Consider the following 26995-nt stretch of genomic DNA (forward strand, 5'->3'; position numbering starts at 1 on the left):
AATGAATGTAGATAGCTTAGTTCAAAATATTACCCCTGAAGTATTCGAGCGTTTGCAATACGGTGCGTCAACCGGAAAGTGGCCTGATGGTACACCACTAAGTGATACGCAAAAAGAGCAAACCGTGCAATTGGTCATGCTATATCAAGCAAAAGTAGCTAAGTCCAATGAGCAGTTCACCATCAACGAAAAAGGTGAAATGGTGCAAAAATCCAAACGCGAATTACAACAAGAATTCAAAGCCGACAATGAAATAGCTAGGTTCAGTGAAAATGATCTTTAAACACCTTTTTACACCGAAATGGAAACACCCAAAGGTTGACGTTCGCTCACAAGCAGTGGACAAGTTAGACTTAAGCAAAGACGCAACTTTACTACATACGCTAGCACTTGAGGACGAGTCTGCGCAGATCAGAAAAAAGGTACTTACTAAGGTAAATGACCTTGGTCTTTGGTGGAAAGTTTATAAGCAAGATAGCGAGCTAAAAGAGCTTGCAGAGCAGAAAATTTCGAGTGCGGTGATTAATCAAGATACCGCACTGCAGAGCAACATTCGTGAAGAATACATTGAACGCTATGCGCCAGTTAAAACGCTTGAGAAAGTTGCGTTAATTGAAACCGATTTAGCAAATAAAGTTAAACTGCTTAAGCGCCTTGCGAACGCCACGTTAATCGAAAAATCGTTCAAAGAAGGTGATGAAGCACTTCAGATCGCTATGTTGGAACTGATTGCACAGCATTCACTTGAAAAGAGTGTCCTAAAAGCAGCCAAAGGTGAAGCGCTGACTTCTCTTACTGGATCACTGGAACAGCAGCGACTAGCAAAAGAAATGCCTGCTCAAGTTGCTGAGCAAACGCGAGTTGTGCTTGCCAAGTTAAACGCGCTAAGAGATAAGCAAAACTATGAAACGGTGAACGCGCAAGCACAGCAGTTATTTGCACAGTGGCAAAGCATTGAGCTTAAGTGGTTAGATGCTGAAACAGTAACTGCACTAGATGCAAAGTATCAACAAGTAGCAGATAAATTAAACCGTCATCTCAATGAGTTACAAGTTAAACATCAAGCGCAGCAAGCTGAGTTAATGCAAAAGCAAAATGAAGCCCTAGAGGTCGCTGAATTAACTGCTGAACTTGAGGCTATTGAAAAATCGGTCGAAGTTGCATGTAAAACACTAGACTTAGCCCCACACGATGCACTAGTTAAGCGTAGTGAAGTATTAAAAGGCAAAGTGTCTGCACCTCAATATGTCACTGTTGAAGCGCTTGGCGAGTTCACAAGAAAACTGCAAAATATTGAGCGTGATCTTGCCGATTTACCCGCACTTATTGCTGCAAGTGAAACCTTCAATAATGCCTTAGCAGAGTTAAAGGCAGTTGAAGTACCAGCTTCGTTAGAAGCGCTTGATACTCAAGTACAAGCACAAAAAGACCGCTATGTTACAGCGCGTAAAGCACTAGATTCACTGTCTAAGGTATTGCATAAATCAGCAAAAGCTGAGCTATCAGATGCAAGCCAAGCGTTTATGACAGCTATCGAGCCGCTGAAAAATGAGCAAGAAAAGGCACTCAAAATCGCGAAGAAGAAAGCACGTGATGTTCAACGACTAATTGATCAGGGTCGATTTAACGTGGCATTTGGTGTTTTTAATGGCTTTATTGAGCAGTTTGAGTTGCTTACGCCAAGCTACAAAAAGCAGCTTGAAAACCAGCATGAAAGCTTGTCTCAAGCATTAAAAGATCTTAAAGATTGGCAAAAGTATGCAGCTACACCTAAACGTGAAGAATTGCTTACGGAGCTTGATATCAAACTGGCTGAGGAGTCGGTTGACCCTGTTAAGCGTGCTGAGGAAGTAAAATTACTTAGAACACGTTGGAACGAACTTGGTCATGTAGAAACGGAACAGGAAAAAGCGCAAGCAGCTCAATTTGATGAAAAAATCGAATTATTGTTTGTACCTTGTCGCGCTTACTTTGCGGAGCAAGAAGTACAGCGTGAGCAGGCAAAAATAGCGCGTGAAGCGGTGATTGAAGAAGTTAAAGCACTGCTTAGTAGTTTGGATAACGAGGGTATCGATTGGCGAGAAGTGGAAGCACAATTTAACCGCCTAGCCAAAGTGTGGAAAAATGCTGGCAATGTGGATGCCAAAGTCTATCAAAAGCTGAATTCGATTTACCGTGAGCACCATCAAGCGGTTTACGAGAAACTTAAAGCCTTCCATCAAGCCAATGCCGTTGAAAAGGCTAAGTTAGTTGAAACTGCACAGCAGCAGCTAGAAGCTGAAGATTTAGCTGCTGCTTGTGACTTACTGAAATCATTGCAAAAACAGTGGCAGCAAATTGGTTTTGCTGGTGCCAAACAAGAACATACTCTGTGGAAAGCATTTCGTGCTCATAATGATGCCGTGTTTGAAAAGCGCAGCGCACAATATGCCGAGCAAAAAGCACAGGAGAAGTCACAAGAAGCCGAGCAGCGTCAGTTGCTTGCAGAGTTCGACAACAAGGTCATTGAAGCGGTCACTCAAAATGAACTGGCTGCCATTCGTGATGAACTCAATACGTTTATTGTAGTGCCAGGACTGAAGCAAGAAAAGAATCGTTTATTGTCACAAGTGAAGTCGAAATTAGATGATCTATTTTCTTCCCAGCGTCGTGAAAAGTTCAATGAACTGGTGGAAGCAGTAGACACTGACGGTGATATTCCTAGCTCTTGGCAAGGTAATAATAAAACCTCGCTAAACGCTGCTCAGTTGCTATTGAGACTTGAGATTTTAACGAATCAGTCATCACCGGAAGCGTTGCAAAGCGAAAGAATGTCTGAGCAAGTCGCGATGCTGGATGCAAAACTGCAAGGTGAAGAAAGCAGCCTTGAGACTTACCTTATCAGTTATCTCGCTGAGGCTGACAAAGCCGATATAGTGACGTCAAAAGGCAGGTTACTTGCTGTTTTGAACGCATAACCATTGCTCTTTGAGCCTACTCAGGACACTCTGGGTAGGCTTCTCCGATGTAAACTCTATCCGCCTCTAACACCTCTTGAGCTCGGTTTGAATGCTAAAGTTATGAGAAATCTGCTTAGTGGCTCTAGGTAGTTACACCACTTTATTTTAATACTTTGCTCTAGTAACCAATAATCAGAAGAAAAAATAATGACCAACAAACTTTATCAATATCCACTTGCGCTTGCGTTTACCTTCAACTTGGTTGCATGCTCGGTAGGTAATCTTAACGCTACTCATGGTGAAGACCTAAGCCATTTTGCTGGAAATATTAATGTGGCAAGTGGTCAAAGAGCCGGGAACTTATCCCTACAAAATGGCAATATTACGCTAGCTGAAGGGGCCAAAGTTAAGTCTGCAGAAGTGACTAACGGTAATATCCAGCTTGATAAGCATAGTGAAGCGCAGTCGATTAATATTGATAATGGTAATATTATGCTGATGGAAAAAGCGCACGTATATGGGAGCATTCAAGTTACCAATGGTAATATTGAGATTGGTGAGTCGGCTCTAATTGAAGGAAACGTCATTAACGCGAGCGGAGATATTACAATTGCCAGCGGCGCTACTATTTTAGGTGATGTGATTTATCGTCAGGCAGGATATCTTGCTTCTAAGCTTGAGAAAGACATACCAACGCTTACAATTAGTGATGGTGCAAAGATTGTTGGCACTATCCAGCTTTATCGTCCTATTCATATTGAACCTAAACATCTACAAAGTCAGATCACTTACCACTATAAACAGTAAGCTGCATGAGAGTAAGGTGAGCGCAATACGCTCACTTGTGCTCTTACTTAGCGCTAAGTATTCGTGCTAGTTTGTGCACATCATCAATAGCACGTTGTTTTGAGTGCTTATGCCTGTCGTCGCCAAACTCTTGATACTCAGATGCGATTTCATAAAACGCTTCAGCACCTAAATATGGAGCCAACTGCTCGATATGGCTACTTAGGTGATTCAAATGATATTGTGACTCACCTTTTTTAAATGCAAACTCTCCCCAAGATGCCAGTAATACGAGAGTTTTACCCGATAAAATTGGCTCAAGTGGTTTATCACCTCGTGCTAAATCAAAGCTGAAGGTCTTATTTACTCGGACCACCATATCAAACCAAGCCTTTAGCACAGCAGGCATACCGTAGTTATACATAGGGCTTGCGATCACGATAATATCCGCATTAGTCACTTCCTTGATAATGTCGTCAGACTCAGCGAGTACTAAGCGTTGCTCTTCGCTCAACACTCCTTTTGCAAATGCAGCCGCTATAAATGCTTCATTGATGAATGCAGGTTGTTTCACGGAGAGGTCGCGATGGGTGATTTCTACTTTATGTGTAGTTTGACTAAAAGTACTTAAAAACTGCTCTCCCAACATTCTGCTTATTGATTGGTGTTGTGTTTCGTTCTCACTGTACTTTCTTACGCTGCAACTTATGTATAGAATGTTTTTCATGGCTTAGCTCCAGTTGTATTATGTGCATTATTCTGTGCTTAAGTGAGCAATGTGACAACTGAGAAGAATCCATAGATAGATGAGATAAACTAACTTATAGGTTTGCTATGTTCACACATTTACCGTCTTTGAATAACATAAAAACCTTTGCTGTTGCTGCGCACTACTTGAGCTTTAAAGATGCGGCGGGGGTACTTAATGTTACGCCTACGGCAGTGTCACATCAGATAAAGTCACTGGAATCACAGTTAAGGGTTCAGCTTTTTGAGCGAAAAACGCGAGCAGTGCAATTAACATTACAAGGACAGGCACTTGCAAAGGTGTGTATTGATTCACTCAATATGCTTGATAATGCGTTTATTGAGTTTACTGAGCAAAAGAATGATTTGCTTATTTCATGTTGTAATTCATTTGCTGCACTTTGGCTTGCTCCGAATATGGCTGCCATTAATCATGCTTTCCCAAACCAAACCGTCACAATATGCGCGAGCGATCAACTCATTGATTTAAATAAAGAGAAGCATATTGATATCGCCCTGCGTTATGGCAAAGCGGATCCGAATTCTAATGAAACTCATCTTATTACCGAGAAAATTGGGCTTTATGCTAGCCCAAATTATCGGGTGCCAGACCAAGGTAAACCTGTACTATTTCTCACCCATTGGCAAGACGAAACGGGGCTTGAAAATATTCCTTGGCGAGCGCACATTAACGAAAGTCATTATGACTTGCGTTATTTTGAGCAAGAACACTTTGTCTTGCAGGCGGCTGTGGCAGGGCAAGGGCTGGCACTATTGAGCGATGTATTAGCAGAGTCTGCAGTTAGGCAGGGGTGGTTAAGTAAAAACTCGACAATGGAGGAATTTTCAGGCTATGGCTATTGGCTCCGGCAAACGGCTTATCGCAAGAGTTCTGCGATTGTTCACCAGTTTACCATTTGGCTGGCAAGCGCGTTACAAAATATCAAGGCCGACAAAGATAAGGACATAAGATAAAAAGATAAAGGACAGGCACTTTTATCAATGAGCAAATAAGCCGTTTTTTAATATTGATCTATACTTTTGTGGAACTTAAGTCCTTATTCGAAAAGTGTTTATTGCTAGGTGGTGATGTGATGATAAAAATCCTGCTGATGAGTCTCATTTTATTTCCCGCTTTATGTTTGAGTGATGATTATACCTTCGCCTTTGTGCCGCAGCAGTCTGCAAATAAGTTAGCCAAAAATTGGCAGCCTATTCTCGATTATCTCAGTGATAAAACCGGAGATAATTACACGTTTAAAACCGCTAAAGATATACCAACCTTTGAAGCCCGGGTGCTGCAGCAAGAGTATGATGTGGCATACATGAATCCCTATCACTTTGTTGTATTTAATGAGCGGGCAGGTTATCAAGCTATCGCCAAGCAAAGAGATAAAATGATAAAAGGGATCATCGTGGTTAAAAAGGGAGCGGGTATCACTGACTTATCGCAGTTGCGAGGAGAGACACTTGCTTTTCCGGCTCCTGCTGCATTTGCTGCGAGCATTTTGCCCCGAGGGGAATTGGCGAAACAAGGTATTGAATTTACGCCAAGATATGTATCTTCCCATGACTCCGTTTATCTCAACGTGTCGAGAGGGTTTGTCAAAGCGGGGGGCGGTGTCATGCGTACTTTCAACAACGCCGATCCTAAAATTAAATCACAACTTGACATTCTCTGGACGACAAAAGGTTATACACCACATGCATTTGCCGTAAAAAGAGCAATGCCAGAAGATGCAAGGCAAAGATTAGTAGCGGCGTTGACCTCTCTTGAACTGAGTGAAGAGGGGATGAGGCTACTCGAAGCGGTGAATTTCAAAGGCATTATGGCAGCGTCGAATGAGGACTGGCAAGACGTAAAAGCGTTAGAATTAGAAACCTTGGTTGGCAAATAGTACTCGGATGATTAAGAAGCGCCACGACTGAATGAAAAGGCTATCGTTAAGACTCAAAACCATGATTGGCACCGCTATTATTGAAGCGGTGCTGTTGAGTGCGCTCATATTTGTGGTGATTGATTTTATGATGGAGTCCGCAAATGACGCCATGAATAAACGCGCAACCACGACTGCACGTTTGTTTGCGAGCGCGACCAAAGATGCTGTGCTGTCGTACGATTTAGCCACGCTAGATGCTTTTACCAATGAGTTATTAAGCAACCCAGATATCCTTTACGTTAAAGTGATCGATGGTGAAAGCCAAACACTTTCCTTTGCAGGAAACGAGCGCTTTAAAACGCGCACATTTGAAGATGATACGTTAGTTGCGAAAGTCACGGACGGTATTTTTGATATTCATGCTGATATTGTTGAGGGAGGGACACTATTTGGCACTATTCAGATAGGCATAGATATTGGCACCATAAATCGAACGATGTCAGAAGTAAAACGCTGGACGGTTTCTATCGCGCTGTTTGAAATGGCGTTAGTTGCTATTTTCTCTTATTTTCTGGGGATATATCTCACAACCAACCTGTATATATTGAAAAGCCAAGCTAAATTTATCGCTCGTAATGTCAAAAAAGGCGTATTTGATTTCAAATGGAAACCAATACAGAGTAAAGATGAGTTACAAGAACTGTCTTTAGCGTTTGATGAACTATCACAAACTTTAGCCGAAGAGCATGAGCGTCGAGAACGATATAAGCATGATTTGATTGAGCTAAATAAACACTTAGAAGAACTGGTGGCACAGAGAACTGAAAAGCTGAATCAGAAAAATCAGCAGCTTGAGGCCACGAATAGAGAGCTTGAAGCCGCGCAGCAACAGCTTGTTCACTCAGAAAAAATGGCCTCTGTGGGTCAATTGGCTGCCGGAGTTGCCCATGAAATAAATAATCCGCTCGGTTTTGTGATGAGTAACCTTGATGTGATGCGTCACTATCATGGCGATTATGCTGAGCTTGCAAAGCGTGCGGTTCAGCTTGGACTTGAACCTGGTGAACGTCATGCGTTCAATCAATTTGTTAAAGACAAAGACTTTGCTTTTATTAATAGCGATTGTACAGAGCTTATTGATGAGTCTATGACTGGGCTACAAAGAGTTTCTGCGATTGTGAACGACCTCAAGCAGTTTTCAAGAGCTGATACTATTCAATTGCAACCTTGCGATATTAATGCATGCATAAAGACAACGTTAAATCTGGTTGAGAGTAAGCTCAAATATCATGCGAACGTGATCACACAGTTAGGTGAAGTCCCTCAAGTGCTGGGGAACCAAGGTAAGCTAATTCAAGTAATGACAAACTTACTCATCAATGCAGCGCAGGCTTTAAAGAGTGAAGGAGAGATTAAGGTAACAACGTATTTGGAAAATGGCAGTGTTGCGATCAGTGTGCAAGACAGTGGCATTGGGATCCCCAAGGAGATCATCGATAAGATATTTGACCCGTTTTTTACTACAAAGCCTGTCGGTAAAGGCACAGGGCTCGGGCTCTCCATTAGCTACGATATAATCAAAGAGCATGGAGGTGAGTTATTGGTTGAGAGTGAAGAGGGCATTGGGACATGTTTTACTATTTTATTGCCATCATGCAAGTAAGCACGACCCTGATACGAAACGTTTTAATCCACAGCTAATAAGTCCTTTGTGGTTAAAATCAATCAATGGACACCTAATTGTACGGAATAACGGTCGCTGTGAACGACCGTTTTGCAAATTGTTTTTTTACTGTAACTCAACCGTCAAGGTGCGACCGTAACTGGGGGTGCCGATATGCAGACGAGCAGGTTCGTCAACTTGAAAGTCCATTGTACTGATGTCAAATCTTAGTTGTACATCGATGAGCGCTTTACATGGATCATATTCACTCATATCTACTAAGTTAAACATATATTGAGGAGGAAAGCTTTCTAATGAAGTGCCATCCCACTCTAGTGCAAATATGTGTTGAAAACAACCACCACCATACCTTGCATCAATGACTAACTGGCTTGCAGAACGGTCATAGTAAGCGCCTTTCAGCCAAAGCATATTTGCCTGTTTTTGCGTTAGTGTCTTGACCGTTTTACCTTTAAGATGAACGGTCTCTTTATCCTGTGTGTTAGGGTCATTGCTTGGCTGAATGATTCTCGCACCATTTGCTTCTGAATTACCTATCCAAGGGGCATCAACTACAAATGGGACGAGCATATCTGCGCCAATCATAGAGGTAGGTGTAACAGTCAATTCGTAGTTCCAAATCCCGTCTGCGGGAGGAACTACAGGGATCATTTCATTCAGTGAAACATTTAAGTTCGTACTAGAGAGTTGTCCGCTAACTTGAACTCTTCCGTTCTCAGTGATGTCGATCGATTGAATATATGCAACAGCCATTGTTATCTCCTATTTCAGCTATTCCCTGAAACTTCTAAACTGGGCTGGGAAGTCCCAGTTCAACCACATAACAATAGAGAGCGACAGAACGATTCTATCGCAATTTTCGCTGATGTTAATTCTTCAAGTGTTGGTGTTGCTATGGCCTCACACTAAATGAAGAATTCACAAATGAGTAAACAAGTATAGACAAAATTACAAATCTGGTAGCGAAACAACTCATGCTTAAGATGATGGGCTAATATAGAACATGTTTTTTGGTTGCTTTCTTTAATTGGTTTACTCGTTATTTTTATTAATAAAGACGCGAATACGATGTTTATCTGGGTCTAATACGATAAAACTATCGCCATATACCTCGGCTTGCGGGACCTGAGCAAACTCAATATCTAGTAACTTCCATGTATCGTATAAAGCAAAAAACGCCTTTTGGCTTGGTTGCATAATAGAGATTTCAGTACCGCCCCCGGTAATGCGACTTGGTGGTGTAAGGGCTGTGTTTTGTTTAAGTGCAATGGAGATGTTGTTTGCACACTTCATAGAAACAAAAGTTGGAGAAAGCTTTACAGTCTCACATTGGAATAGCTGTCTATAGAACGCTTCGCTAAGCTTGATATCGCTTACATATAACACCAAAGAATCAACGGTGACCATCATGGAATTCCATCATTTTTTAAAAAGTTGCAGCTACGATACTCTCTCGGTGTGTCAGCTATTGTCAGTAGCATTACGCTGAGTTAATACCTTGGGCTGAGCATTTAATCGAGACAGATAGTCCCATATCACTTTAACTTCATGTTATTAACGCTTACAGTAATCTCGCACACTGTCTAACGGTGTGTAGAGCAAAGTGAAACTGGTGTTTTTAACAAAAAGGAAAGGTTGTATGGTTACTTGTTACTTAAAATATGTTGTTGATCCGGCAAAAATTGCTGACTTTGAGGAATATGCCAAAATGTGGATCCCACTCGTCAATCGTTTTGGTGGGCAGCATAATGGCTACTTTTTACCATCGGAAGGTGCAAGTAATATTGCCTTGGCATTATTCACCTTTCCCAGTCTGGCGGCTTATGAAACGTATCGCAACGAATCGTTTCAAGACGCACAGTGTCAGGCTGCAATTAAATTTGCAGAAGATACCGGTTGCATAATCAGCTATGAACGCAGCTTCTTTAGACCTGTATTTGAATAAAGGTGAGTAAATGGAGCTGAACATCCCGTGCAACTAGATATTTCTGCCAATCTCAAACTACAAAACCTTGCTTTGACGCATGCAAAGCCATTATTTGATTGCGTACAAAGTAGTCGCGCAAGTTTACAAAACGTGTTGCCGTGGGTTGCGACATTACATACCGAGGCTGATGCAGAGCGATACATCGACACACGTATAAACAACCAAGTTGGCGGACTTTGGTCTGCTATTGAATTTAATTGCGAGTTTTGTGGTGTGTTTGGGATCAAGTATATGGATGCGCAAACGCAAACTGCCGAAATCGGCTATTGGCTTGGCGAAAAGGCAAGAGGTCACGGCTTAATCGGTCTAGTGCTTGAACAGGTTATTGCCAGGCTTCGAGAGGTAAGTGATATTAAAACTGTGGAGTTTCAATGTTTACAGTCAAATATTGCGAGCCAGCGGATCATTGAAAAAATAGGCGGCCAGTTTGTTGAGTCCTGTGTCAATGATCTGGGCGTAGCAGGTGACGAGCCGTTATATATCTATCGACTCGCACTTTAGTTTCGCCTTTTTAGAGGAACGAGCGCATAGTTGCTATGCGCTCAACTGATTAGTTTACCTCATATTTAGCAGGCACAGCTCGGCTTCGTAGGGTAGTGACGATAATTTGCGGTAATAGCGGCATTACAATCATGCCAACCATCAAACTATACTGAAGCGGCGTGAACGTCTCGCCCAGTAGCACCAACCCCGTCAAAATACCTGCAACCGGATTTGCAATACCACCAAAGGTAAAGTCCACTACAGACATACGCTGCAGTAACCACACGTACAAGCTATAACCCAGCGCAGTGTTCAGGAGTACAACCCATAACATGCCACTGAGATTGGTCATCGAGAAATTGTTAAAAGCCGCAATATACTTAGCTGGTGCGATCAGGCCGTGAACGCTTGATGCGAGCGTGAGAATAACGCCGCCAATAATGAGTTGCCAAGTTAACACCGTCCACCAATGCATGCGATCACCAAGAGACTTAGTGATTGAGCTGCCGATCACGATACAGGTTATTGCCGCAAGTATTGCCGCTAAACCAAGAGGGTTTAAACTCAGTGAACTCGGATCAAATAACAACCAGGCCAACACAATAAGCGCCGCGCCGCATAACGCTTGCACCAATCCCGGACGTTGCTTATTGACCAACCAATGATAAAGCATGGCGAACACCGGCACAGACACCATGCCCACGCTAGATATGGCAGATGGTAGCGTTAACGACATCACGAAGATCATGCTAAAAAACGCCGCGATATTAATCGTCCCTAGGCCGAATAATATTTTCCAGTCAGCTTTTTTTGGCACACTCGGCTTAACTGCTAGCAAAATAAGCCCAGCCGGAAGCGCTCTAATAGCGCCAAGTAAAAGAGGCGGCCAGTCCGCAAGGGTGTATTGTGTCACCGCATATGTGGTACCCCATAAAAATGCAGGGATCATCGCGAGGAGTATATTCACATTAACTATCTTTATGTTGAGATACTTTGCGCTAAGGTATTACTGAAAACACTTTTTGTAAAGTATCTTTATGTTAAGATATTTCTTTACAAAGTTTGTTGTCGGGGCAAATATTGATGGATGCGATTGATAGAGTACAAGAGCAGTGGGCTCGCGAAAAACCACAGTTAGAAACAACGCCCATGGCGATAATGGGTCGCTTAGTGCGCATAGCTAAACATATGGAAGCCGAAGTTGAAAAGCTACATAAGCAATACGGCTTAAATTTGGGTGAATTTGATGTGTTAGCTACCTTGCGCCGCAGCGGCAAGCCATTTCGCTTAACTCCATCAGAGCTATTTAAAACCATGCTACTCACCTCTGGCGCGATGACCAATCGTTTAGATAAGCTAGCGGCAAAAGGCCTTATCAAACGTGAGCATTGTAAAGAAGACCGCCGCAGTGTAACAGTTGAATTAACAGCAGAAGGCCTCGCCCTGATTGAAAATCTGATTGAACCGCATATCGCCATTCAAGCCCAATTGGTTGAAGGGATGAGTAAAGAGCAGCAAACCTTGTTAAATAGTGTGTTAAAAGAATGGTTAACGCAATTTGAGTGAGGGTGTAAACAGTCTTGTAGGCGGTTCACCCGCTGAGAAGTGATGCCGCCTTTCGGATGTGAAGGGGGAAGTGGTGTTGCCTGCGTCTTCAGGTTTTACGTAAGCCATTGGACTGTTTGCTAGCAGCACATAATCATCATGGTGTAGTAGGTTCGAATAACCGAAGCGCTATTCGCCCCACTAAACCTTTGTACTCATCACGTACTCTGGATACCCTGTATGTTCATCTTTTTGTTCAGCGATAACACTAAAACCTTGAGATAGGTAAAACTGATAGCTTGCTTGATTTTCTTTGTATACACAAAGCGTCAATATCGGTCTTTGATTTTTTGCATGAGTAAGCAATTGTTTGCCTATGCCGGTTCCCTGTAGCTTTGGTTTCACAAATAGGGCGGCTAAGCTGTTTTGGTGTAAAGCGTAAAACCCGACAACGTCGGAATTCAGCTCGTAGACGTAAACCTCTGAAGCAGGGAGATAAATATTACGCATATTTTCTAAATTAGCTTGCCAAAACTCAGCTGAGATAAAGCCGTGTGCTTGAATGGATGCGCTCAGCCAAATTTCAAGTATGGTATCTATGTCATCTTCAGTGTATTTTCTTATCATGATTGCAGCGCCCGTAATTTTTCGAGCACTTCATTAAGTACAGCTATTCCCATTGTTTTTTCCACGAGGGAATTCATATCCCCTTGAAGAAATTCATTCCAAGATACGGTTTTGGCGCCTGAATTGTGTGCATATCTACCATACGCAGATAACACAGTCTCATCATCCTGAATGGAGACGAGATAAAGATTTTGATCTGGCGTATCAAGCCTACGCTCGAATAGTGTGTTAGGTTGTTTATATTCCATGACTGTTTATCAAATAAAAAAGTGGCGATGTGAATTCAGGTCTCAAGTCTGTGTTGAAGGTGCTTAAAACGTACAGTGATTACCTTTTCATTCCTTGTGATGTGCAAATTATCATTGGCCCATACTTGGTACAAGTGCTTTGTTGGTGAGATGGCATGCTTAATCTTTAAAAAAGCAAAATAAATTACAAGAGCGACCTGAATACGTTAACTTGAAATTGTCTTTTTTGATTGGTATCAAAGCGCATCCACGCGTTCCTCGTTCATTCTTTTAAAACAACGCGACCAAGCGGTATTAAGCTGCTTGCACGGTTAGCGCGGTATGTCTCCAAATTCGGAGTATAAATATTTTTGTGGGAGGCGGTTCACCCGCCGAGAAGTTATGTTTTTCAGGTGTGACGAAGGAGAATAAGTTGCATGTGAGATCTTCTACGACTTTACAGTAAACCCCAAACAAAAAAGCCACCTGGTTAAGGTGGCTTAGTCCAAACCCGCATCTGGTTATTTATGCTTTACAGCCCACAGATGCAGTAGTTCGTGTGCAATGGTGGCGGCGGCGATTGCGGTGAGCTCGCTTTGGTCGTAGGAAGGGGAGACTTCTACTACGTCCATGCCTATCATGTTTAGCCCTTGCAGTGCGCGTAAAATCTTCAGCACTTTATCGCTGGTTAGGCCGCCGCATACCGGGGTGCCGGTGCCTGGTGCGAATGCTGGGTCTAGACAGTCGATATCAAAGGTTAAGTACACGGGCAAGTCGCCGACGCGTGCTTTGATTTGTGCTGCTATTTCTTCGGCGCTTAAGTCATTTGCTGCCATAGCGTCAATCACGCCAAACTCATGACCTTGCTCTGTGTACTCGGTTCTAATGCCAATTTGCATTGAATGCTCAGGGCTTATTAAGCCTTCAATCGGAGCGTGATAGAACATAGTACCGTGGTCATAGCGTGAACCTTGGCTGTATGTGTCTGTGTGCGCATCAAAATGTACGAGTGCCATTTTGCCGTGAATTTGCTGGTGAGCACGCAGCAATGGCAGGGTCACAAAGTGATCGCCGCCTAGGCTTAATAGCGTTTTACCTTGCTGCAAAATTTGCAGAGCGGCTAGCTCGAGTTGCGCAGTAAAATACTCAGGATCGCCAACTGGGTAGGTGAAATCGCCAGCGTCCTGAAGTTTAATTTTGTCCCACAATGCAAATGACCAGGGATATTTTTTACTTTCCCAAGCTAAGTGCACGGATGCGCGACGGATTGCATCTGGACCCAAGCGCGCGCCTGGGCGTCCAGAGGTTGCCAAGTCAAATGGCAAGCCAAGTACCACAACGTCTGCATCAATATCTGTGATATTGCGTACCATTGGCTGACGTAAAAACGTCATGCCGTTGGAGTACAGAGAATGATCGGTGTGATCGAATAAGTGGCTCATGGGTTAAAAATCTTCCAAATAAGTATAGCCGTCAAGGCCGGTTTCAAGCTCTGCCAGGCAGGTAGCTCGTTCTTCAAGCGGTAGTTTGCTTTCAACTAGGTTGGCAAAGTTACGCTTAAATTGTTCAACATCAAGGTGTACATAACGCATCATATCGGCAACGGTGTCACCCGCATCGACATTACCAAGCGACAATTCGCCCTGGTCATCTAATGTGGCTACAACGGTGTGGGTGTCGCCAAATAGGTTATGCATGTCACCTAAAATCTCTTGGTATGCACCCACCAAGAAAAATCCCAATAAATAGGGTTTATCTTTGCAAAACTCTGGTACTGGTAGCGTGGCTTCAATACCTTGGCCATCAACATAATGCTCCACCGTACCGTCAGAATCACAGGTAATATCCAATAATACCGCGCGGCGCTTTGGTGCCTCTGTTAACCCGCTGAGTGGCAGGACAGGGAATACCTGTTCAATACCCCAAGCGTCTGGCAAAGATTGAAATAGCGAGAAATTCACAAAGAATTTATCCGCAAGCTTAGCACTGAGCTCGTCAATAATTGGGCGATGGAAACGGTTTTTGTTATCCATACGCTTGTTCAGCTCATAACATACACGCAGATTTACTTGCTCCGCCCATGCTCTTTGCTCAAGGCTTAATAGGCCCATCGCAAATTGGCTGTGTACTTCTGCCAAGTCGCCCTGCGTATCATGAAAAATTTCAATCAATGCGCGGTCGTCGCTCTGCTCGTTGAGCGCCTGCCAAGACGTCCACATATTGTGTAGTAGTCTTGGGGCGTCATTTACCGGTGCAGTTATCTCTTCTACTTGATAGCTTTCAGTGCCAATCACATCGGTGATTAATACCGCGTGATGCGCCGTTAACGCACGACCCGACTCAGAGATGATCTTTGGCATTGGCTGATTGTATTGCTTACAGGTATCGCCTACGGTGTAAACGATGTTGTTTGCATATTCAGCTAAGCTGTAGTTCATCGAGTTGGACGACTGGCTACGCGTTCCATCGTAATCCACTGCAAGTCCGCCACCTACGTCTAAATTCAACAGGTTTGCACCTAAACGGCGTAATTCGCAGTAGAATCTAGCGGCTTCACCCACACCAACGCGCACATCACGAATATTGGCCATTTGCGAGCCTAAGTGAAAGTGCACCAGTTGCAGCGCATCTAGCATGTCAGCTTGCTTTAATTGGTTAACAACCGTAAGGACTTGCGATGCAGACAGACCAAATTTGGACTTTTCGCCGCCGCTTGCTTGCCATTTTCCTTTACCTTGTGATGCCAAACGTACGCGTAAGCCTAAACGAGGTTTAACGTTGAGTGCTTTGGCTTCTGCCATCACGATGTCGAGCTCAGAACGCTTTTCTAAAACGATATAAACCTGATGGCCTAATTTTTCACCGATAAGCGCAAGACGGACGTATTCTCTGTCTTTGTAGCCATTGCACACGATCACTGCGCTGGTTTTTTCACTGAGCGCCAATACGGTAAGTAACTCAGCTTTACTGCCAGCTTCTAAGCCAAGCTGTTTTTTATCGCTGGCTGCTTGGCTTGCGATAAGCCCCTCAATGACTTCTTTTTGTTGGTTTACTTTAATTGGGTAAACCAATAAATAATCTTCTGGGTAGCTGTAATCAGTAATCGCCTGATTAAACGCACCAACAATATTATGTACGCGCTGTTCTAGAATTTGTGGAAAACGCACTAGCGCAGGAAGGGTATAACCCTCAGATTTAATTTGTTGTGCAATGTTTGTCAGAGTTACGGCGTGCTGTGGCTGCTGTTGGTTCGGCATCGCAGTAACCTCTCCCTGATCATTAATACCAAAGAAGCCTTGGCTCCAGTGGCGCACGTTGTAGCATTCACGTGCTTGCTCAGAAGAGGTAAATTTGGTCATTCAAGTTCCTTAACGTAAGTTAGAGTTCAGCCTGCAGTGCGCCATCAATGGCGGCTACTCACTGAGTGATAGGTCTCATTAATTTTCGCGCATTAGACACAAATAGAAAGTCTCAGTCTAATGAGTTATTTTGCTCGTCAAGAGTGACAAATCTTTCCCTTAGTTTAGTTGCGCTATAACGTGAATTAAGTGAGTGTAAACAAGGAGTAGTAAATTCTACTCTCGGGTTTTTTAAGCTAACGTTTCATCAAAACGCAAGGTTTGCATCGATGACAATCAATATTATTTATATCGTTTTAGGTTTATCACTGTTGGTATTCGGTGCTGACCGTTTAGTCGCGGGCGCATCTAAACTGGCTGCGAGCTTCAACGTACCCAGTTTACTAATTGGATTAACTATTGTGTCCTTTGGTACCAGTGCTCCTGAGCTTGCGGTCAGTGTGCAATCTGCAGTAGCTGGGCAAGGCAGCTTAGCTGTTGCCAACGTGCTTGGCAGTAATACCTTTAATATCTTAATTTATATTGGGTATATCAGCGCTGATAGCGCCGCTGGTGGTGTCACAAGCATTGGTAAAAAGAGATATTCCTATGCTAGTGATCGCCTGTTTTATTGTTGCTGCGTTGGTTTGGGATGGTGAGCTAGGTCGCTTTGATGCTGGATTGCTGAGTTTGCTCTTGCTGCTGTATGTTGTGTATTTATTTGTGCAAGGTCGTGCGCTTAGTCACAAAAATGATGAACCAGCGTCATCGCAACAACCAAACCGCTGGCGTGAGCGCGCTGTTAATACAGTGCAATTTATTTTAGGGCTTGGTTTGTTGATATTTGGAGCACAGTTGATGGTTGATAACGCGGTGCAACTTGCCCGTACTTTAGCGGTGGATGAAGTGATGATTGGCTTAACCATTATTGCAATAGGTACTTCGCTACCAGAAGTGGTTACCTCAGTAACGGCGAGCATAAAAGGGCATGCTGATATAGCGGTAGGAAATGTGATTGGCAGTAACTTATTCAATTTACTCGGTGTCCTAGGCGTGGCTGGACTTATCAGCAATAGCCCTTTGGAAGTGACAAATCGTATGCTAAGTGCAGATATTTCGGTCATGATCGTTGCAACTTTACTTTGTACTCCACTACTTATTTCAGGCCAGAAGCTTAGTCGTCGAGAAGGTGGTATCTTGTTTATGGGTTATGTAGCTTATTTCATTTATACGTTGAGTTAATAAAGTTTCAGAAGTTTCTGAAACTTTATTGAGTTTATCGAGTAAACTAATTAGTATGTTATTGGGAAAACTTAAAAATGAGAAAGGACAATGAAAACAATAACATCAGCAGTACTCGGACTCGTCGCTTACAGTTCAGTGGTCAGCGCCAACCAATCAGTTCATGAACACGATTATCAATATGTGGAAATAAACGGCAACAAACTTGCCTATGCTTGCAAAGGAGAGGGCGAGACTACCGCACTTTTACTAGCTGGGATGGGCCTTGATGCTCATGAAACCTACAAAAACACCATTCATAACATAAATCCAAAAGGCTATCGCTTATGTTTTTATGATAGAGCGGGGACCGGAAAAAGCACTTTTGCGAAGCCTCGAGTACGGACTATGTTGGAGCTTACACAAGAGCTTGAGGCATTCACTCAAGCCACTAAAATGGATAATTTGGTACTTGTACCTCACTCTTTTGGTGGTTTTGTTGCAAGAGCCTATGCCAACCGAAACCCTGAAAAAGTAAAAGGTATGGTGCTTATCGATATCGCTCATGAGTCTTGGTATCACGATATGAAAAGTAAGATGTCCAAAGAAGCATGGAAGATAATGGAATGGATCATCAACTGGGAGCGAGATACTCATTCACTAGAAGACTTGGAAGAAGCTTCTGCCCATACAGAGATGTACAATATCAACCGGAAAATGCCAGTTACTATACTGTCACGTGGGATCCCTCATGTTTCTATCCGCTCTACCGGTATGAGTTATGCTGATGTTGATGTTTATACTCAAACTTCAAAAGACTCCCAAATAAAGCTGCAAGAAATTGGCGATAATGTTACGCCCATTACCATGAAATATGCGTCTCACCTGTTTGATGAAACAGACCCATTTATTGCCATCAAATATATTGAAGAAATGGTGAAAAAGGTACAATAATATTTTTTACGCAAAGGGTTAGCGGTTATACTGCTGCTAACCCAACTAACAATAATAAAGCAATGTTCTCTCATCACATAATCAGTTCAAAAATCACGACTTTCTTAGTAGCAGCAGCCGGCTTTGCAGGGGTGGTATTGTCAGTACTGGGTGTATTTAACCATCCGCAATTGACGTTAATCCTCGACTTTACAGCAAGCTTTTTATGCTTGATGGTCGCGTATAAGTTATATCAAAAACAACTCAGGGCCTTAAGTTGGGCAGCGGTGCTCGGCGCGCTTATGTCCGTTGGCGTAGTCGTCGATGATACGCTAATCCAATTTTCATCAGGGCTGCTATTAACGGTTCAGTTGAACCTAGAAACCATAGCTGTAAACATCAACTTGCTTGGCTTGATTATCATCGCGACTGCGCTCACGGCAAAAATAAAGCTAACTAATTCAAAGGAATAATCAATGGAGTTACTTACCTATCTGCAGACGCATTTTATTACCAAAGAGACTTTGCTACGCGAGTCGCAGTTATCCCATCTTGAATTGGCTATGCTAATTGAAAAGCGTTTGATGCCAAAAGCCGCCTATAAGTTAGCATTAAAGCTTGAATGTGACTCTTTCTTTGGCGAGCACTGTGATGAAAGCTGCATAGAATTTTATCCGCAAGGGGCTTTAGTGTGGCTTGGTGCTGTGTCACAAGTAGCGGATGAAGCACAAGCCTTTGCACTCTTTAGTAAACGTTATAAAAACCAACTGCATAGATTAAAAGCGCAAGGCTTTAATCCGCGAGATGCAAAGCTGGATCAAGACATCGACGCGCACTTAGAAAGTGAGTGGCAACACTTCCTTGGCGGTATTTACGGACTTTGTACTAAAACGGGTTTACCTGAAGATATTGCAAATAAAGAAGCCGCTATCGTTATCATCAATGAGTATTTAGCACGAGATGAACATTTGAGTCTGGATGAACTGACTCAGCTTCACCAAGTGGTTGATTTATTGGATGAGGCCAGTGCCTTATTTGCGCCTCATGAGCGTGAACGTAGCTCACGCAAGCGCTTAATCGACGACGTAAGAGCAAAATTTCCAAAGCCTTTAACATCATAATTAACTGTTTTTCGCTTTTTAAATCATGTGAATTGACTTCACATCCATTTCACACCTGTCCGCATAAAGTGTCTGTAACAAAACAACACAAGGGTCAACAGGCCCGAGGACAGGATGATGAACAAATCACTATTAACCTTATCTCTCGTTGCTGCCTTATCAGCAACTTCAATCAATGCGGTTGCACAAGATAAAAACACACCTCATGTGCTCATGGTGCTCAGTAGTTATGGCGAAATGGGGGCTGATGGCACCTTAAGCAAACCTGGATTTGAATTTGACGAGCTCAGTAAAGCGTATGCCGTGTTCAAACAAAATGGCGTAAAAGTCACGTTAGCCTCGCCAAAGGGCGGTGAACCATTGGCAGATAAGTTCGACAAGAACAAATCCTACAATCAAGCATACAGTAACGATACGACAGCGATGGCGCAGCTTAAAAACACTAACAGACTGAGTGAGTTAGAGCCCTCACAATACGATGCTGTGTTTGTGGTTGGGGGCAAAGGCCCAATGTTCGACTTGCATGACTCCAAGCCGTTACAGGCAATTATTCATGATATCTACGTTAACAACGGCGTAATTGGTGCGGTTTGTCATGGTCCTGCGGCATTGGTGGATGTAAAGCTTGCAAATGGAGAGTACTTAATCGCTGGTAAGCGAGTAAATGGTTTTACTAACGAAGAAGAAGCAGCGTTTGGTAAAAAGTGGACCAAACAGTTTCCATTCCTACTTGAAGATAAGCTCATTGAGCGTGGTGCATCGTTTGTGCAAGACGGGTTGATGTTGAATCAGGTCAGTATTGACGGTCAATTGATCACAGGGCAAAACCCTTTTTCTACGGTAGATACTGCCAAAGCGATGGTTGCGGCGTTAGGTCTGACGGTAAGCGAGTTACCTCGTTTCAAAGACGATGAAAGTATCTTGTTGGTAGAGCAATTTTTTTCAGATAGCAGCAAAGCGAAGGCGCGTTATTTAGCGGATAAGGCATCATTTGATCCTATGTTGCTCGGGATCTCTGGTTTATATCAAGCGCAGCATGCGCAAACTGCTCATCAGCTTGCAGTGGCCGTTGAGTTGATGCAATTAACCCTTGCAGATATCGATCACCCCATGCTGTACGAAGCACTAGTAAATGCACAGCTCAAACTAAATGATATGTCTGGTGCGAAATTCACTTTAGAAGCAGCACTTAAAAAGCACGGTACGGCGGAGAGTCTGATGGCACTAAAGGAGAAAGTTTATGGTTAAGCAAAACTGGAGAAAAGCAATGTTAGTAGTTACTGGAATTATCGCAGGTGTTGCCGCTGTTTGGTACGCAGTATTTGGATTAAAGCCATACAGCGTTACGTCGGAGGAATTAACGCAAATATATAGCTATGAGCAAAAAGCGGTGGAGGTAAAGCTATCGCCATTAAAAGCTAATCACTTTGCGCTTGAGTACACGACGTTTGATGGCGATAAAGTCAATGGGCATATTCTCTATCCAAGTAATTATGACGCGACTAAACCAATTCCAATTATGGTGGGTGTCCACGGCATGGGTCGAAGTGATGTACGTTGGATACAAGAGAGCTTTAAAGGACGCGACACATACGAGCAAACGGATGAGCTTACCAAAATGGCGCTGGCAAAAGGTTATGCTGTTATCGCTATCGATTCGAGAAACCACGGTAAACGTAAAAATCCAGACTATAACCTTATTGATGTTATGCGTGATATAGATTGGTGGGGAAAACGTGAACCATACGAAAACATGGTTATTGATTCGGTAAAAGATCACAGAGTTCTGCTTGATTGGATTGCAACCCAACCGCAATTTGATCAAAACCAAATCAGTGTTGCAGGATACAGCATGGGAGGTCAAATCAGTTTAATTTTAGCTGCACTGGATAAACGAGTAGATAATGTGTTATCAATTGTTCCACCTTACCTGACTAACGCGGTGGCTCGAGTGGCAATTAAAAACTTTGCGACAGCTGTTGATTCTCCCAAGGTGTGGTTGGTCTCGGCAGATGACGATGAATACGCCAGTGAGCGTGAAAATGAAGCATTATTTGAGGCCATTGCGAGTGTTAAAAAACATCACGTGGTCATTGAAGGTGAGCATATCTTGCCTGAAGGCTACTATAAAGAATTACAAGGTTGGTATTAATGAAAACAAGCTCACAACTCAATATCTTAGTGATTGAGGACAACCCCGCGATTGCAAGTAATATAGCAGATTACTTTGATATGCAGGGGCATAGTTTGGACTTTGCCTATACGGGAGAGCAGGGTTGTGAGCTTGCATTAACGCAATATTTTGACTGTATTATTTTGGATATTATGCTGCCAGATATTGAAGGGCTAGAGGTCTGTCAGCGATTAAGGCTTCAAGCCGACAGGCATATTCCCATCATCATGTTAACTGCTCGTGATACTTTGGACGATAAATTAGCAGGATTTGCGCAGGGTGCGGATGACTACCTCACCAAACCTTTTTCGCTAGAGGAGCTCGCAGCCCGAGTCAGCGCATTAACTTGCCGATTAAATCCCACATCTGCTGCAAGAACGCTTAGTGTAGGGGACGCAGATAAACAGGTTACGCTCAATTACCAAAATCAAACGGTAACGCGGGGGGAGATTGCACTCGTGTTACCGCCAATATTGTTCAATATTCTTAAAATTTTGATGGAAAGTTATCCACGAGCGGTATCAAAGAGTGAGCTCGTTGAGCGTATTTGGGGCGAGGAGGGCACTGACTCGGATTCTTTACGGTCACACATCTACCAATTACGTAAAGCGGTAGATAAGCCATTTCCAACTGCCATTATTAAAACTATTCACAGCGTTGGCTTAGTGCTGGATTTATAGCTGAAATAGCAACTGAGAAAAATGAAAACAAAACAACTAAGAAACCGCATTATCACTTATTTTGTCTCTATCGTCGTGTTGCTCAGTGTATTATTTTCACTGATCACTTTGCTTTTTAGCTACATCATAGAAGACAGTTTTTTTTATCAAATTTTAGAGGATGAAAGAAAGCAGATAGCGCTTCAAATCGTCAATAACGAGACACCAAAAGCACATTTTGACTTCGTCACATTTCATCCTACAACCGACACTTTACCCGCGGTGGTAAGAACGCTACTCGCTGAGGAACCAAACCGCAAAGAGTTTAGTGCTGAGGCGGGTAAACATTATCATATCGCCTTTCTAAACAAAGATGACCGTGGACAAGGCATATTGCTTGCTGAAGTAAGCGGCCATCTTGTGGTGCGCGAACTGCGAGGCTTGATGCTTGGTTTTTCATTGACCTTATTGGTGATTGGATTAGTAATCGCGCTATTGCTAGCGCTCGGTACGGTAAAGCTGGCAAAAAAACTACTTAAACCTTTGGATGAGCTTATGGTAATTGTAGAGGCGAGTCCCGTTGAAAACCTACCGACCAATTTTGCATCTCAGTTTTCGCAAAATGAAATTGGTAAATTTGCACAAACGCTAGAATCAGCCCTTGCTCGTATTCGAGCATTCGTTGAGCGTGAACGCCAATTTACCAGAGATATTTCCCATGAATTGAGAACACCTGTCACCATTTCCCAAGGGGCGGTCAGTTTACTCAACCACACCGAGTTAAACAGTAAACAGCAAGAGCTGGTGGCAAGGATAGCGGAGTCTGACCAGCAGATGCAGCTAACACTAGAGGCGCTACTTGCCCTTGCCCGGGAAAAAGCCGATACACCGGAGCAGACTAATTTACAATCCGTGATTGAAGCTTGCATTATTAATAACCAAGCGCTGTTTGAGCATAAAGTCCTAAGTATTGACTTACCCGGCAATGTATTTGTTCCTATGGCCGCGCAAGAGCTAAGATTGGTAGTGCAAAACCTGTTACAGAACGCTGTACATCATAGCCAAGGTGAGCAAATTCATATTCGTTACAGAGATAATACACTAACGATTGCGGATAATGGCCAAGGGTTACCAGAGAGCTTTACGGCAAACGAGCAAGCCTTTGAGTCTGGCATGCGGGGTCCTAATAGTTTAGGTACTGGCATTGGCTTATCGCTAGTAAAGCGTCTTTGTGAGAAGTTTTCTGTAGAGGTGATGATTGAAAGTGGCGAAACGGGTGTGTCGGTTCACTTAAAATTTGCTTAGGGTTGTTGTTGACCTGACCCAACACAGAGTGAAAAGGCACGGCGACTTCCGTTATCGTGCCTTGAGATAATTTAATTGAACTTAAGAAAACTCGGCGATAACCAATACTCTCTTGTGTTTAGCACTATAAAAAACAATCCCTTCGCCACCGCCCTCAAAATAAGTGGAGAAGCAGAAGGTGCCAAGGTACGCAAAATCTACGTCATGCTCTTCATCAAAAAAGCCAATTTCACGAGTGGAGTAGTGGCTGTAGTTCTCGCCACTTTGCTCATCCATAGCGTCAAAATAGCGCGTTTCATCATCACCTTCTTCATCCCACAAATAGGCGTCCCAATTGCAACCGAGTATGGGTTGGCCACCGAATTCAAATAGCGGAACGCTTTCATCGTTTTCGTCAAGAGAGTAATTAAGTCGTTGATGTTTGGCGTAGAAGCTGGCTGCTTGCTGATAGTATTCGCTATAGTCTTTAAAATCCTCCTTCTCTTCACTTAGATTGTCAACATTGTGAGCGTCAACTTGCCACCCATTGTCTGTTAGTGAGTAGGAGATATAAGGGAGGTCGCCATCAAAAATCTCCATAGAAATCGGTAATGCGATAAGTACATTATCATCGCTGTTTACGTCTAACTTTGAATAGGCAAGTAGTCCTATTGGTAATAGCTGATTGTCATTAAACGCGACATCTTGGCTACTCGGGAATGGCTTGTAAAAATCAGTCGCTTGTAACACTTTTGTCGCAGGGCATGCGAGCGCCGAATCTTTAATGTAGAGGGCCATAAAACAACTCCTTTTTGTGGTTTATTTTTTGGTAATTAATACGTTAGGATTGTATTTGGTGCACACCATATAGCGATGTGTGTGGAAAATCAATCAGTGATAATAATTGTTCGGGCGTTAGTGTGCCTGTCCTTTATATTTGCTCCAGATTTGTAGCTTATCATGCTTATGACAGGGCCATTGCAGTGCTGGATTGTCCGCTATAATACAAACTACATCAGGTGAGAAAAGTAGGTACGCCATGGAAAATAAAGCATTTAAAATAAAAGTAATGGATCTAACTGAATTAGAAATTGCAGCAAAGTGGGCTCTGCAAGAAGGGTGGAACCCTGGGCTTAGCGACGCACAGTGCTACTATCAAGCCGATCCAAATGGCTTTTTAATTGGCTATCTAGGCGATGAACCTATCGCTTCGATTTCGGTGGTTAAGTACGATGATTCATTTGGTTTTTTAGGCTTTTATATCGTTAAGCGTGAGTATCGAGGTCAGGGTTATGGGATGCAGATTTGGCAGGCAGGACTTCAATATTTAGCTGGTTGTAACGTCGCACTGGATGGAGTGGTCGCGCAGCAAGAGAATTACAAAAAATCGGGTTTTAAGCTCGCCTATCGTAATATTCGCTACGAAGGAGTGGGTGGCGGCGAAACGCCTGATTGCACAAACTTAGTGGCACTTGAAAGATTACCGATAGAAGAAGTCATTGCGTACGACAGTACGTTTTTCCCAGCAAAAAGAGTAGCCTTTGTTGACGCTTGGATTAACCAGCCAAACTGCCACGCTTTAGGCATTAAACAGGATGACACACTTGTAGCCATAGGTGTGATCCGTCCTTGTCACATTGGCTATAAAATAGGACCTCTTTATGCTGATAACGCAGAACTTGCAGAAACACTCTTCTTAGCGCTTAGGTCCAAGGTATCAGCAACTGAGGCCATTTATTTGGATGTGCCAGAAGTCAATGCAGCTGCTGTTGCGCTTGCACAAAAGTACAAGATGTCACTTTCTTTTGAAACCGCAAGAATGTACACCGCTAAACGCCCAGATTTGCCATTAGCGCGAGTGTTCGGGGTAACTTCGTTTGAAATTGGTTAATGTTTTCACTCAAACAGCGAGTCATAAAGTAAATGTATTGCTTTGCAAATTTCCGGCTCTGAAAGTGCGCCAAAGCCGAATCTAATATGGCTGGTAGGGGACTGTGAATTTGTAAACACTGAACTTAGGGTAAAGTCTTTGCTGGGTGCAAAGCTCAGTGGGTTTGTCTTTGCAACAGTGGAAATGTCAAGCCATAGTGCCAGTCCGCCTGTGGGAATATGATAGGAGATCCGAGTTCCAAAGACGCGTTCGAGTTCAGCCATGGCAAAATCTCTACGCGCTTGATATTGCCTTCTGGTTTTGCGTATGTGGCGTTTGACTTCACCTAAATCCATTAAGCTCGCCAGCACGATTTCCGAGACGGTATTACCTTGTCTATCAATAAGCATTATCTGTTGTGCAATACGTTCGATAAATTCAGGCGCGGCGGCAATGTACCCAAGCCTCAAACCTGGGGCAAACACTTTTGACATTGACCCGACATGAATCACGTTTTCAGAATTTGGCAGGCTTGAAAGTGGAGGAATAGGCCGCGTGTTGTAGTGAAACTCATGATCATAATCGTCTTCGAGTATCGCAAAATTATACGCTTTTGACAGTGCTAACAATGCGAGTCTCCGCTCCATCGGCATGGTTACTGTGGTTGGGTATTGGTGGTGAGGAGTAACATACACCGCAGCAATTGGATGGGTAGCTAACAGTGCTGCGAGCTGCTCAGTATCGAGACCGTTATCATCGATTGGACAAGGCAAAACGACAAAGCCGTGGGCCTCAAATGCCGCCTTTGCAGGGAGATAACAAAGTGCTTCAACAACAATTGCACCTTTACGAGGATCGAGCACTTTTGAGGCGAGATAAATGCCCATTTGACTCCCTCGAACGATGCAAACCTCCTCGATATTACAATTCATAAAGCGGTCAAAGCTTAGCATGTTTGCAATTGCACCGCGAAGCTCAGGTGTTCCTCTTGGATCGCCATACCCAAGCTGCGCCTTGCGACTTAATTCGATGCAAACTTTACGATAGGTTCTGGCGAGCAGAGTATAAGGGATTAAGCGAGAGTCGGGACTGCCATCATTTAAACTGGTGAAATCGTTCAATGGCTCTATTGCGTTTTGATAGAGCATTTCAACAAGGCCAGATGTTGCTTTGGTCTTTTGCGTCATCGTGACCAGATGCTGTGTTGAATCAGTTAACGATTGCTCGGGCAATTCATAGGCAACAAAAGTCCCTGAGCGAGGTTTTGTAAGCAGCCAACCTTGTGCTTCTAGTTCTTCGTAAACGACTTGTACGGTTTTTCGATTGATACTTAATTGTTCAGCGAGCTTCCGAGAGCTCGGCAGCAAAGTGCCGGGATTTAACCTGCCCAAAATGATGTCTGAGGTAATTTGATTGAGCAGTTTGGTATGTATCGTTTTCCCCTGCGAGTGGGTCAAACAAAAGTGCATTTGCCAAGATTTGGACATAACG

29 protein-coding genes are annotated in these 26995 nt (G+C 43.3%); 19 read left to right on the forward strand and 10 right to left on the reverse strand.

Translation table 11 applies throughout. The features are described 5' to 3' along the window. Position 1: 1 nt before the first annotated feature. The 3 genes from CTT31_RS07380 to CTT31_RS07390 all read left to right on the forward strand — a co-directional run bounded on the left by CTT31_RS07380 (position 2) and on the right by CTT31_RS07390 (position 3746). The gene (locus CTT31_RS07380; RefSeq protein WP_211859670.1) at positions 2-283 is read left to right on the forward strand and encodes a YeaC family protein; all 282 of its coding nucleotides are present in this window, start codon (positions 2-4) and stop codon (positions 281-283) included. After that, the gene (locus tag CTT31_RS07385) at positions 273-2957 is read left to right on the forward strand and encodes a DUF349 domain-containing protein (RefSeq protein ID WP_260492268.1); all 2685 of its coding nucleotides are present in this window, start codon (positions 273-275) and stop codon (positions 2955-2957) included. Before CTT31_RS07380 ends, CTT31_RS07385 begins: the two co-directional genes overlap by 11 nt. 189 nt (positions 2958-3146) lie before the next feature. Beyond that, positions 3147-3746, forward strand: a complete 600-nt coding sequence (locus CTT31_RS07390) for a polymer-forming cytoskeletal protein (protein WP_211859672.1) — start codon at positions 3147-3149, stop codon at positions 3744-3746. A 43-nt stretch (positions 3747-3789) separates the two neighbouring features. On the opposite strand, the gene CTT31_RS07395 is transcribed toward CTT31_RS07390, so the two are convergent. Then, positions 3790-4452 (reverse strand): FMN-dependent NADH-azoreductase, encoded by a 663-nt coding sequence (locus CTT31_RS07395; RefSeq protein ID WP_260492269.1) that lies wholly within the window; start codon positions 4450-4452, stop codon positions 3790-3792. Between the two features lie 107 nt (positions 4453-4559). Between CTT31_RS07395 and CTT31_RS07400 the strand changes: the two genes are divergently transcribed. From CTT31_RS07400 to CTT31_RS07410, 3 genes are all read left to right on the forward strand, one after another. Continuing rightward, positions 4560-5447 (forward strand): LysR family transcriptional regulator, encoded by an 888-nt coding sequence (locus CTT31_RS07400; protein WP_211859674.1) that lies wholly within the window; start codon positions 4560-4562, stop codon positions 5445-5447. 119 nt (positions 5448-5566) lie between these two features. Continuing rightward, complete coding sequence (locus CTT31_RS07405) at positions 5567-6370, forward strand: phosphate/phosphite/phosphonate ABC transporter substrate-binding protein (protein WP_211859965.1); 804 nt, start codon at positions 5567-5569, stop codon at positions 6368-6370. A gap of 31 nt (positions 6371-6401) precedes the next feature. Beyond that, positions 6402-8015 carry a sensor histidine kinase gene (locus tag CTT31_RS07410; RefSeq protein ID WP_249122480.1) on the forward strand — a complete coding sequence of 538 codons (1614 nt, stop codon included), beginning with the start codon at positions 6402-6404 and terminating at the stop codon, positions 8013-8015. Between the two features lie 126 nt (positions 8016-8141). On the opposite strand, the gene CTT31_RS07415 is transcribed toward CTT31_RS07410, so the two are convergent. Both CTT31_RS07415 and CTT31_RS07420 read right to left on the reverse strand, forming a co-directional pair. Next, complete coding sequence (locus CTT31_RS07415) at positions 8142-8789, reverse strand: hypothetical protein (RefSeq protein WP_211859675.1); 648 nt, start codon at positions 8787-8789, stop codon at positions 8142-8144. A 279-nt stretch (positions 8790-9068) separates the two neighbouring features. Beyond that, positions 9069-9446, reverse strand: a complete 378-nt coding sequence (locus tag CTT31_RS07420; RefSeq protein WP_249122481.1) for a VOC family protein — start codon at positions 9444-9446, stop codon at positions 9069-9071. 229 nt (positions 9447-9675) lie between these two features. On the opposite strand from CTT31_RS07420, the gene CTT31_RS07425 reads away from it, so the two are divergent. Together CTT31_RS07425 and CTT31_RS07430 are read left to right on the forward strand one after the other, a co-directional pair. Further along, positions 9676-9981 carry an NIPSNAP family protein gene (locus CTT31_RS07425; RefSeq protein WP_010604531.1) on the forward strand — a complete coding sequence of 102 codons (306 nt, stop codon included), beginning with the start codon at positions 9676-9678 and terminating at the stop codon, positions 9979-9981. Positions 9982-10008: 27 nt separating this feature from the next. Continuing rightward, positions 10009-10524: a GNAT family N-acetyltransferase gene (locus tag CTT31_RS07430; protein ID WP_211859676.1), complete on the forward strand. Its 516-nt coding sequence runs from the start codon at positions 10009-10011 to the stop codon at positions 10522-10524. Between the two features lie 49 nt (positions 10525-10573). On the opposite strand, the gene CTT31_RS07435 is transcribed toward CTT31_RS07430, so the two are convergent. After that, positions 10574-11473, reverse strand: a complete 900-nt coding sequence (locus CTT31_RS07435) for a DMT family transporter (protein ID WP_211859677.1) — start codon at positions 11471-11473, stop codon at positions 10574-10576. Positions 11474-11589: 116 nt separating this feature from the next. On the opposite strand from CTT31_RS07435, the gene CTT31_RS07440 reads away from it, so the two are divergent. Further along, complete coding sequence (locus CTT31_RS07440; RefSeq protein WP_211859678.1) at positions 11590-12072, forward strand: MarR family winged helix-turn-helix transcriptional regulator; 483 nt, start codon at positions 11590-11592, stop codon at positions 12070-12072. A gap of 180 nt (positions 12073-12252) precedes the next feature. Here the strand turns inward: CTT31_RS07440 and CTT31_RS07445 are convergent, their stop codons facing one another. The 4 genes from CTT31_RS07445 to speA form a co-directional block, all read right to left on the reverse strand. Beyond that, positions 12253-12678 carry an N-acetyltransferase gene (locus CTT31_RS07445; RefSeq protein WP_211859679.1) on the reverse strand — a complete coding sequence of 142 codons (426 nt, stop codon included), beginning with the start codon at positions 12676-12678 and terminating at the stop codon, positions 12253-12255. Next, on the reverse strand, positions 12675-12926 hold the full coding sequence (locus tag CTT31_RS07450) for a hypothetical protein (RefSeq protein ID WP_211859680.1): 252 nt from the start codon (positions 12924-12926) through the stop codon (positions 12675-12677). The genes CTT31_RS07445 and CTT31_RS07450 overlap by 4 nt, the downstream gene beginning before the upstream one ends. 500 nt (positions 12927-13426) lie before the next feature. Then, complete coding sequence (gene speB, locus CTT31_RS07455) at positions 13427-14347, reverse strand: agmatinase (protein ID WP_010604538.1); 921 nt, start codon at positions 14345-14347, stop codon at positions 13427-13429. Between the two features lie 3 nt (positions 14348-14350). Further along, on the reverse strand, positions 14351-16264 hold the full coding sequence (speA, locus tag CTT31_RS07460) for a biosynthetic arginine decarboxylase (protein WP_039495609.1): 1914 nt from the start codon (positions 16262-16264) through the stop codon (positions 14351-14353). Positions 16265-16533: 269 nt separating this feature from the next. Between speA and CTT31_RS07465 the strand changes: the two genes are divergently transcribed. The 9 genes from CTT31_RS07465 (at position 16534) to CTT31_RS07505 (ending at position 23655) form a co-directional block, all read left to right on the forward strand. Next, positions 16534-16902, forward strand: coding sequence for a hypothetical protein (locus CTT31_RS07465; protein WP_260492270.1), 369 nt, complete (start codon positions 16534-16536; stop codon positions 16900-16902). After that, positions 16820-17485, forward strand: a complete 666-nt coding sequence (locus CTT31_RS07470; protein ID WP_370649635.1) for a sodium:calcium antiporter — start codon at positions 16820-16822, stop codon at positions 17483-17485. The genes CTT31_RS07465 and CTT31_RS07470 overlap by 83 nt, the downstream gene beginning before the upstream one ends. A gap of 90 nt (positions 17486-17575) precedes the next feature. Next, on the forward strand, positions 17576-18418 hold the full coding sequence (locus CTT31_RS07475; protein ID WP_211859682.1) for an alpha/beta fold hydrolase: 843 nt from the start codon (positions 17576-17578) through the stop codon (positions 18416-18418). Between the two features lie 62 nt (positions 18419-18480). After that, positions 18481-18870, forward strand: a complete 390-nt coding sequence (locus tag CTT31_RS07480; protein ID WP_010604541.1) for a hypothetical protein — start codon at positions 18481-18483, stop codon at positions 18868-18870. A gap of 3 nt (positions 18871-18873) precedes the next feature. Then, positions 18874-19518, forward strand: a complete 645-nt coding sequence (locus CTT31_RS07485; RefSeq protein WP_211859683.1) for a DUF6058 family natural product biosynthesis protein — start codon at positions 18874-18876, stop codon at positions 19516-19518. A 114-nt stretch (positions 19519-19632) separates the two neighbouring features. After that, on the forward strand, positions 19633-20766 hold the full coding sequence (locus CTT31_RS07490; protein ID WP_249122482.1) for a type 1 glutamine amidotransferase domain-containing protein: 1134 nt from the start codon (positions 19633-19635) through the stop codon (positions 20764-20766). Continuing rightward, complete coding sequence (locus CTT31_RS07495) at positions 20759-21670, forward strand: alpha/beta hydrolase (protein ID WP_211859684.1); 912 nt, start codon at positions 20759-20761, stop codon at positions 21668-21670. Before CTT31_RS07490 ends, CTT31_RS07495 begins: the two co-directional genes overlap by 8 nt. Beyond that, entirely contained in the window at positions 21670-22371 is a 702-nt protein-coding gene (locus tag CTT31_RS07500; RefSeq protein WP_211859685.1) for a response regulator transcription factor, read from the forward strand. Before CTT31_RS07495 ends, CTT31_RS07500 begins: the two co-directional genes overlap by 1 nt. Before the next feature lie 21 nt (positions 22372-22392). Next, positions 22393-23655, forward strand: coding sequence for a sensor histidine kinase (locus tag CTT31_RS07505; protein ID WP_260492272.1), 1263 nt, complete (start codon positions 22393-22395; stop codon positions 23653-23655). An 81-nt stretch (positions 23656-23736) separates the two neighbouring features. Here the strand turns inward: CTT31_RS07505 and CTT31_RS07510 are convergent, their stop codons facing one another. Then, positions 23737-24432 carry a hypothetical protein gene (locus tag CTT31_RS07510; protein ID WP_260492273.1) on the reverse strand — a complete coding sequence of 232 codons (696 nt, stop codon included), beginning with the start codon at positions 24430-24432 and terminating at the stop codon, positions 23737-23739. Between the two features lie 241 nt (positions 24433-24673). Here CTT31_RS07510 and CTT31_RS07515 point away from each other — a divergent pair, with 241 nt between their 5' ends. Next, positions 24674-25525, forward strand: a complete 852-nt coding sequence (locus CTT31_RS07515) for a GNAT family N-acetyltransferase (RefSeq protein ID WP_260492274.1) — start codon at positions 24674-24676, stop codon at positions 25523-25525. Between the two features lie 5 nt (positions 25526-25530). Here CTT31_RS07515 and pdxR read toward each other — a convergent pair whose 3' ends face one another. Further along, positions 25531-26991: a MocR-like pyridoxine biosynthesis transcription factor PdxR gene (gene pdxR, locus CTT31_RS07520; protein WP_260492275.1), complete on the reverse strand. Its 1461-nt coding sequence runs from the start codon at positions 26989-26991 to the stop codon at positions 25531-25533. Positions 26992-26995 lie beyond the last annotated feature (4 nt).

Source organism: Pseudoalteromonas maricaloris (assembly GCF_024746855.1).
Taxonomy (GTDB): Bacteria; Pseudomonadota; Gammaproteobacteria; order Enterobacterales; family Alteromonadaceae; genus Pseudoalteromonas; species Pseudoalteromonas maricaloris.

Bases quoted from the DNA above. Each gene is read 5' to 3' on its own strand.
- CTT31_RS07505 (WP_260492272.1), top strand. From the start codon at position 22,393: ATGAAAACAAAACAACTAAGAAACCGCATTATCACTTATTTTGTCTCT.
- pdxR (WP_260492275.1), bottom strand. From the start codon at position 26,991: ATGTCCAAATCTTGGCAAATGCACTTTTGTTTGACCCACTCGCAGGGG.
- CTT31_RS07415 (WP_211859675.1), bottom strand. From the start codon at position 8,789: ATGGCTGTTGCATATATTCAATCGATCGACATCACTGAGAACGGAAGA.
- CTT31_RS07515 (WP_260492274.1), top strand. From the start codon at position 24,674: ATGGAAAATAAAGCATTTAAAATAAAAGTAATGGATCTAACTGAATTA.
- CTT31_RS07410 (WP_249122480.1), top strand. From the start codon at position 6,402: ATGAAAAGGCTATCGTTAAGACTCAAAACCATGATTGGCACCGCTATT.
- CTT31_RS07465 (WP_260492270.1), top strand. From the start codon at position 16,534: ATGACAATCAATATTATTTATATCGTTTTAGGTTTATCACTGTTGGTA.
- CTT31_RS07390 (WP_211859672.1), top strand. From the start codon at position 3,147: ATGACCAACAAACTTTATCAATATCCACTTGCGCTTGCGTTTACCTTC.
- CTT31_RS07445 (WP_211859679.1), bottom strand. From the start codon at position 12,678: ATGATAAGAAAATACACTGAAGATGACATAGATACCATACTTGAAATT.
- speB (WP_010604538.1), bottom strand. From the start codon at position 14,347: ATGAGCCACTTATTCGATCACACCGATCATTCTCTGTACTCCAACGGC.
- CTT31_RS07385 (WP_260492268.1), top strand. From the start codon at position 273: ATGATCTTTAAACACCTTTTTACACCGAAATGGAAACACCCAAAGGTT.
- CTT31_RS07480 (WP_010604541.1), top strand. From the start codon at position 18,481: ATGTTCTCTCATCACATAATCAGTTCAAAAATCACGACTTTCTTAGTA.
- CTT31_RS07425 (WP_010604531.1), top strand. From the start codon at position 9,676: ATGGTTACTTGTTACTTAAAATATGTTGTTGATCCGGCAAAAATTGCT.
- CTT31_RS07485 (WP_211859683.1), top strand. From the start codon at position 18,874: ATGGAGTTACTTACCTATCTGCAGACGCATTTTATTACCAAAGAGACT.
- speA (WP_039495609.1), bottom strand. From the start codon at position 16,264: ATGACCAAATTTACCTCTTCTGAGCAAGCACGTGAATGCTACAACGTG.
- CTT31_RS07450 (WP_211859680.1), bottom strand. From the start codon at position 12,926: ATGGAATATAAACAACCTAACACACTATTCGAGCGTAGGCTTGATACG.
- CTT31_RS07490 (WP_249122482.1), top strand. From the start codon at position 19,633: ATGATGAACAAATCACTATTAACCTTATCTCTCGTTGCTGCCTTATCA.
- CTT31_RS07475 (WP_211859682.1), top strand. From the start codon at position 17,576: ATGAAAACAATAACATCAGCAGTACTCGGACTCGTCGCTTACAGTTCA.
- CTT31_RS07420 (WP_249122481.1), bottom strand. From the start codon at position 9,446: ATGATGGTCACCGTTGATTCTTTGGTGTTATATGTAAGCGATATCAAG.
- CTT31_RS07395 (WP_260492269.1), bottom strand. From the start codon at position 4,452: ATGAAAAACATTCTATACATAAGTTGCAGCGTAAGAAAGTACAGTGAG.
- CTT31_RS07400 (WP_211859674.1), top strand. From the start codon at position 4,560: ATGTTCACACATTTACCGTCTTTGAATAACATAAAAACCTTTGCTGTT.
- CTT31_RS07440 (WP_211859678.1), top strand. From the start codon at position 11,590: ATGGATGCGATTGATAGAGTACAAGAGCAGTGGGCTCGCGAAAAACCA.
- CTT31_RS07405 (WP_211859965.1), top strand. From the start codon at position 5,567: ATGATAAAAATCCTGCTGATGAGTCTCATTTTATTTCCCGCTTTATGT.
- CTT31_RS07380 (WP_211859670.1), top strand. From the start codon at position 2: ATGAATGTAGATAGCTTAGTTCAAAATATTACCCCTGAAGTATTCGAG.
- CTT31_RS07495 (WP_211859684.1), top strand. From the start codon at position 20,759: ATGGTTAAGCAAAACTGGAGAAAAGCAATGTTAGTAGTTACTGGAATT.
- CTT31_RS07510 (WP_260492273.1), bottom strand. From the start codon at position 24,432: ATGGCCCTCTACATTAAAGATTCGGCGCTCGCATGCCCTGCGACAAAA.
- CTT31_RS07500 (WP_211859685.1), top strand. From the start codon at position 21,670: ATGAAAACAAGCTCACAACTCAATATCTTAGTGATTGAGGACAACCCC.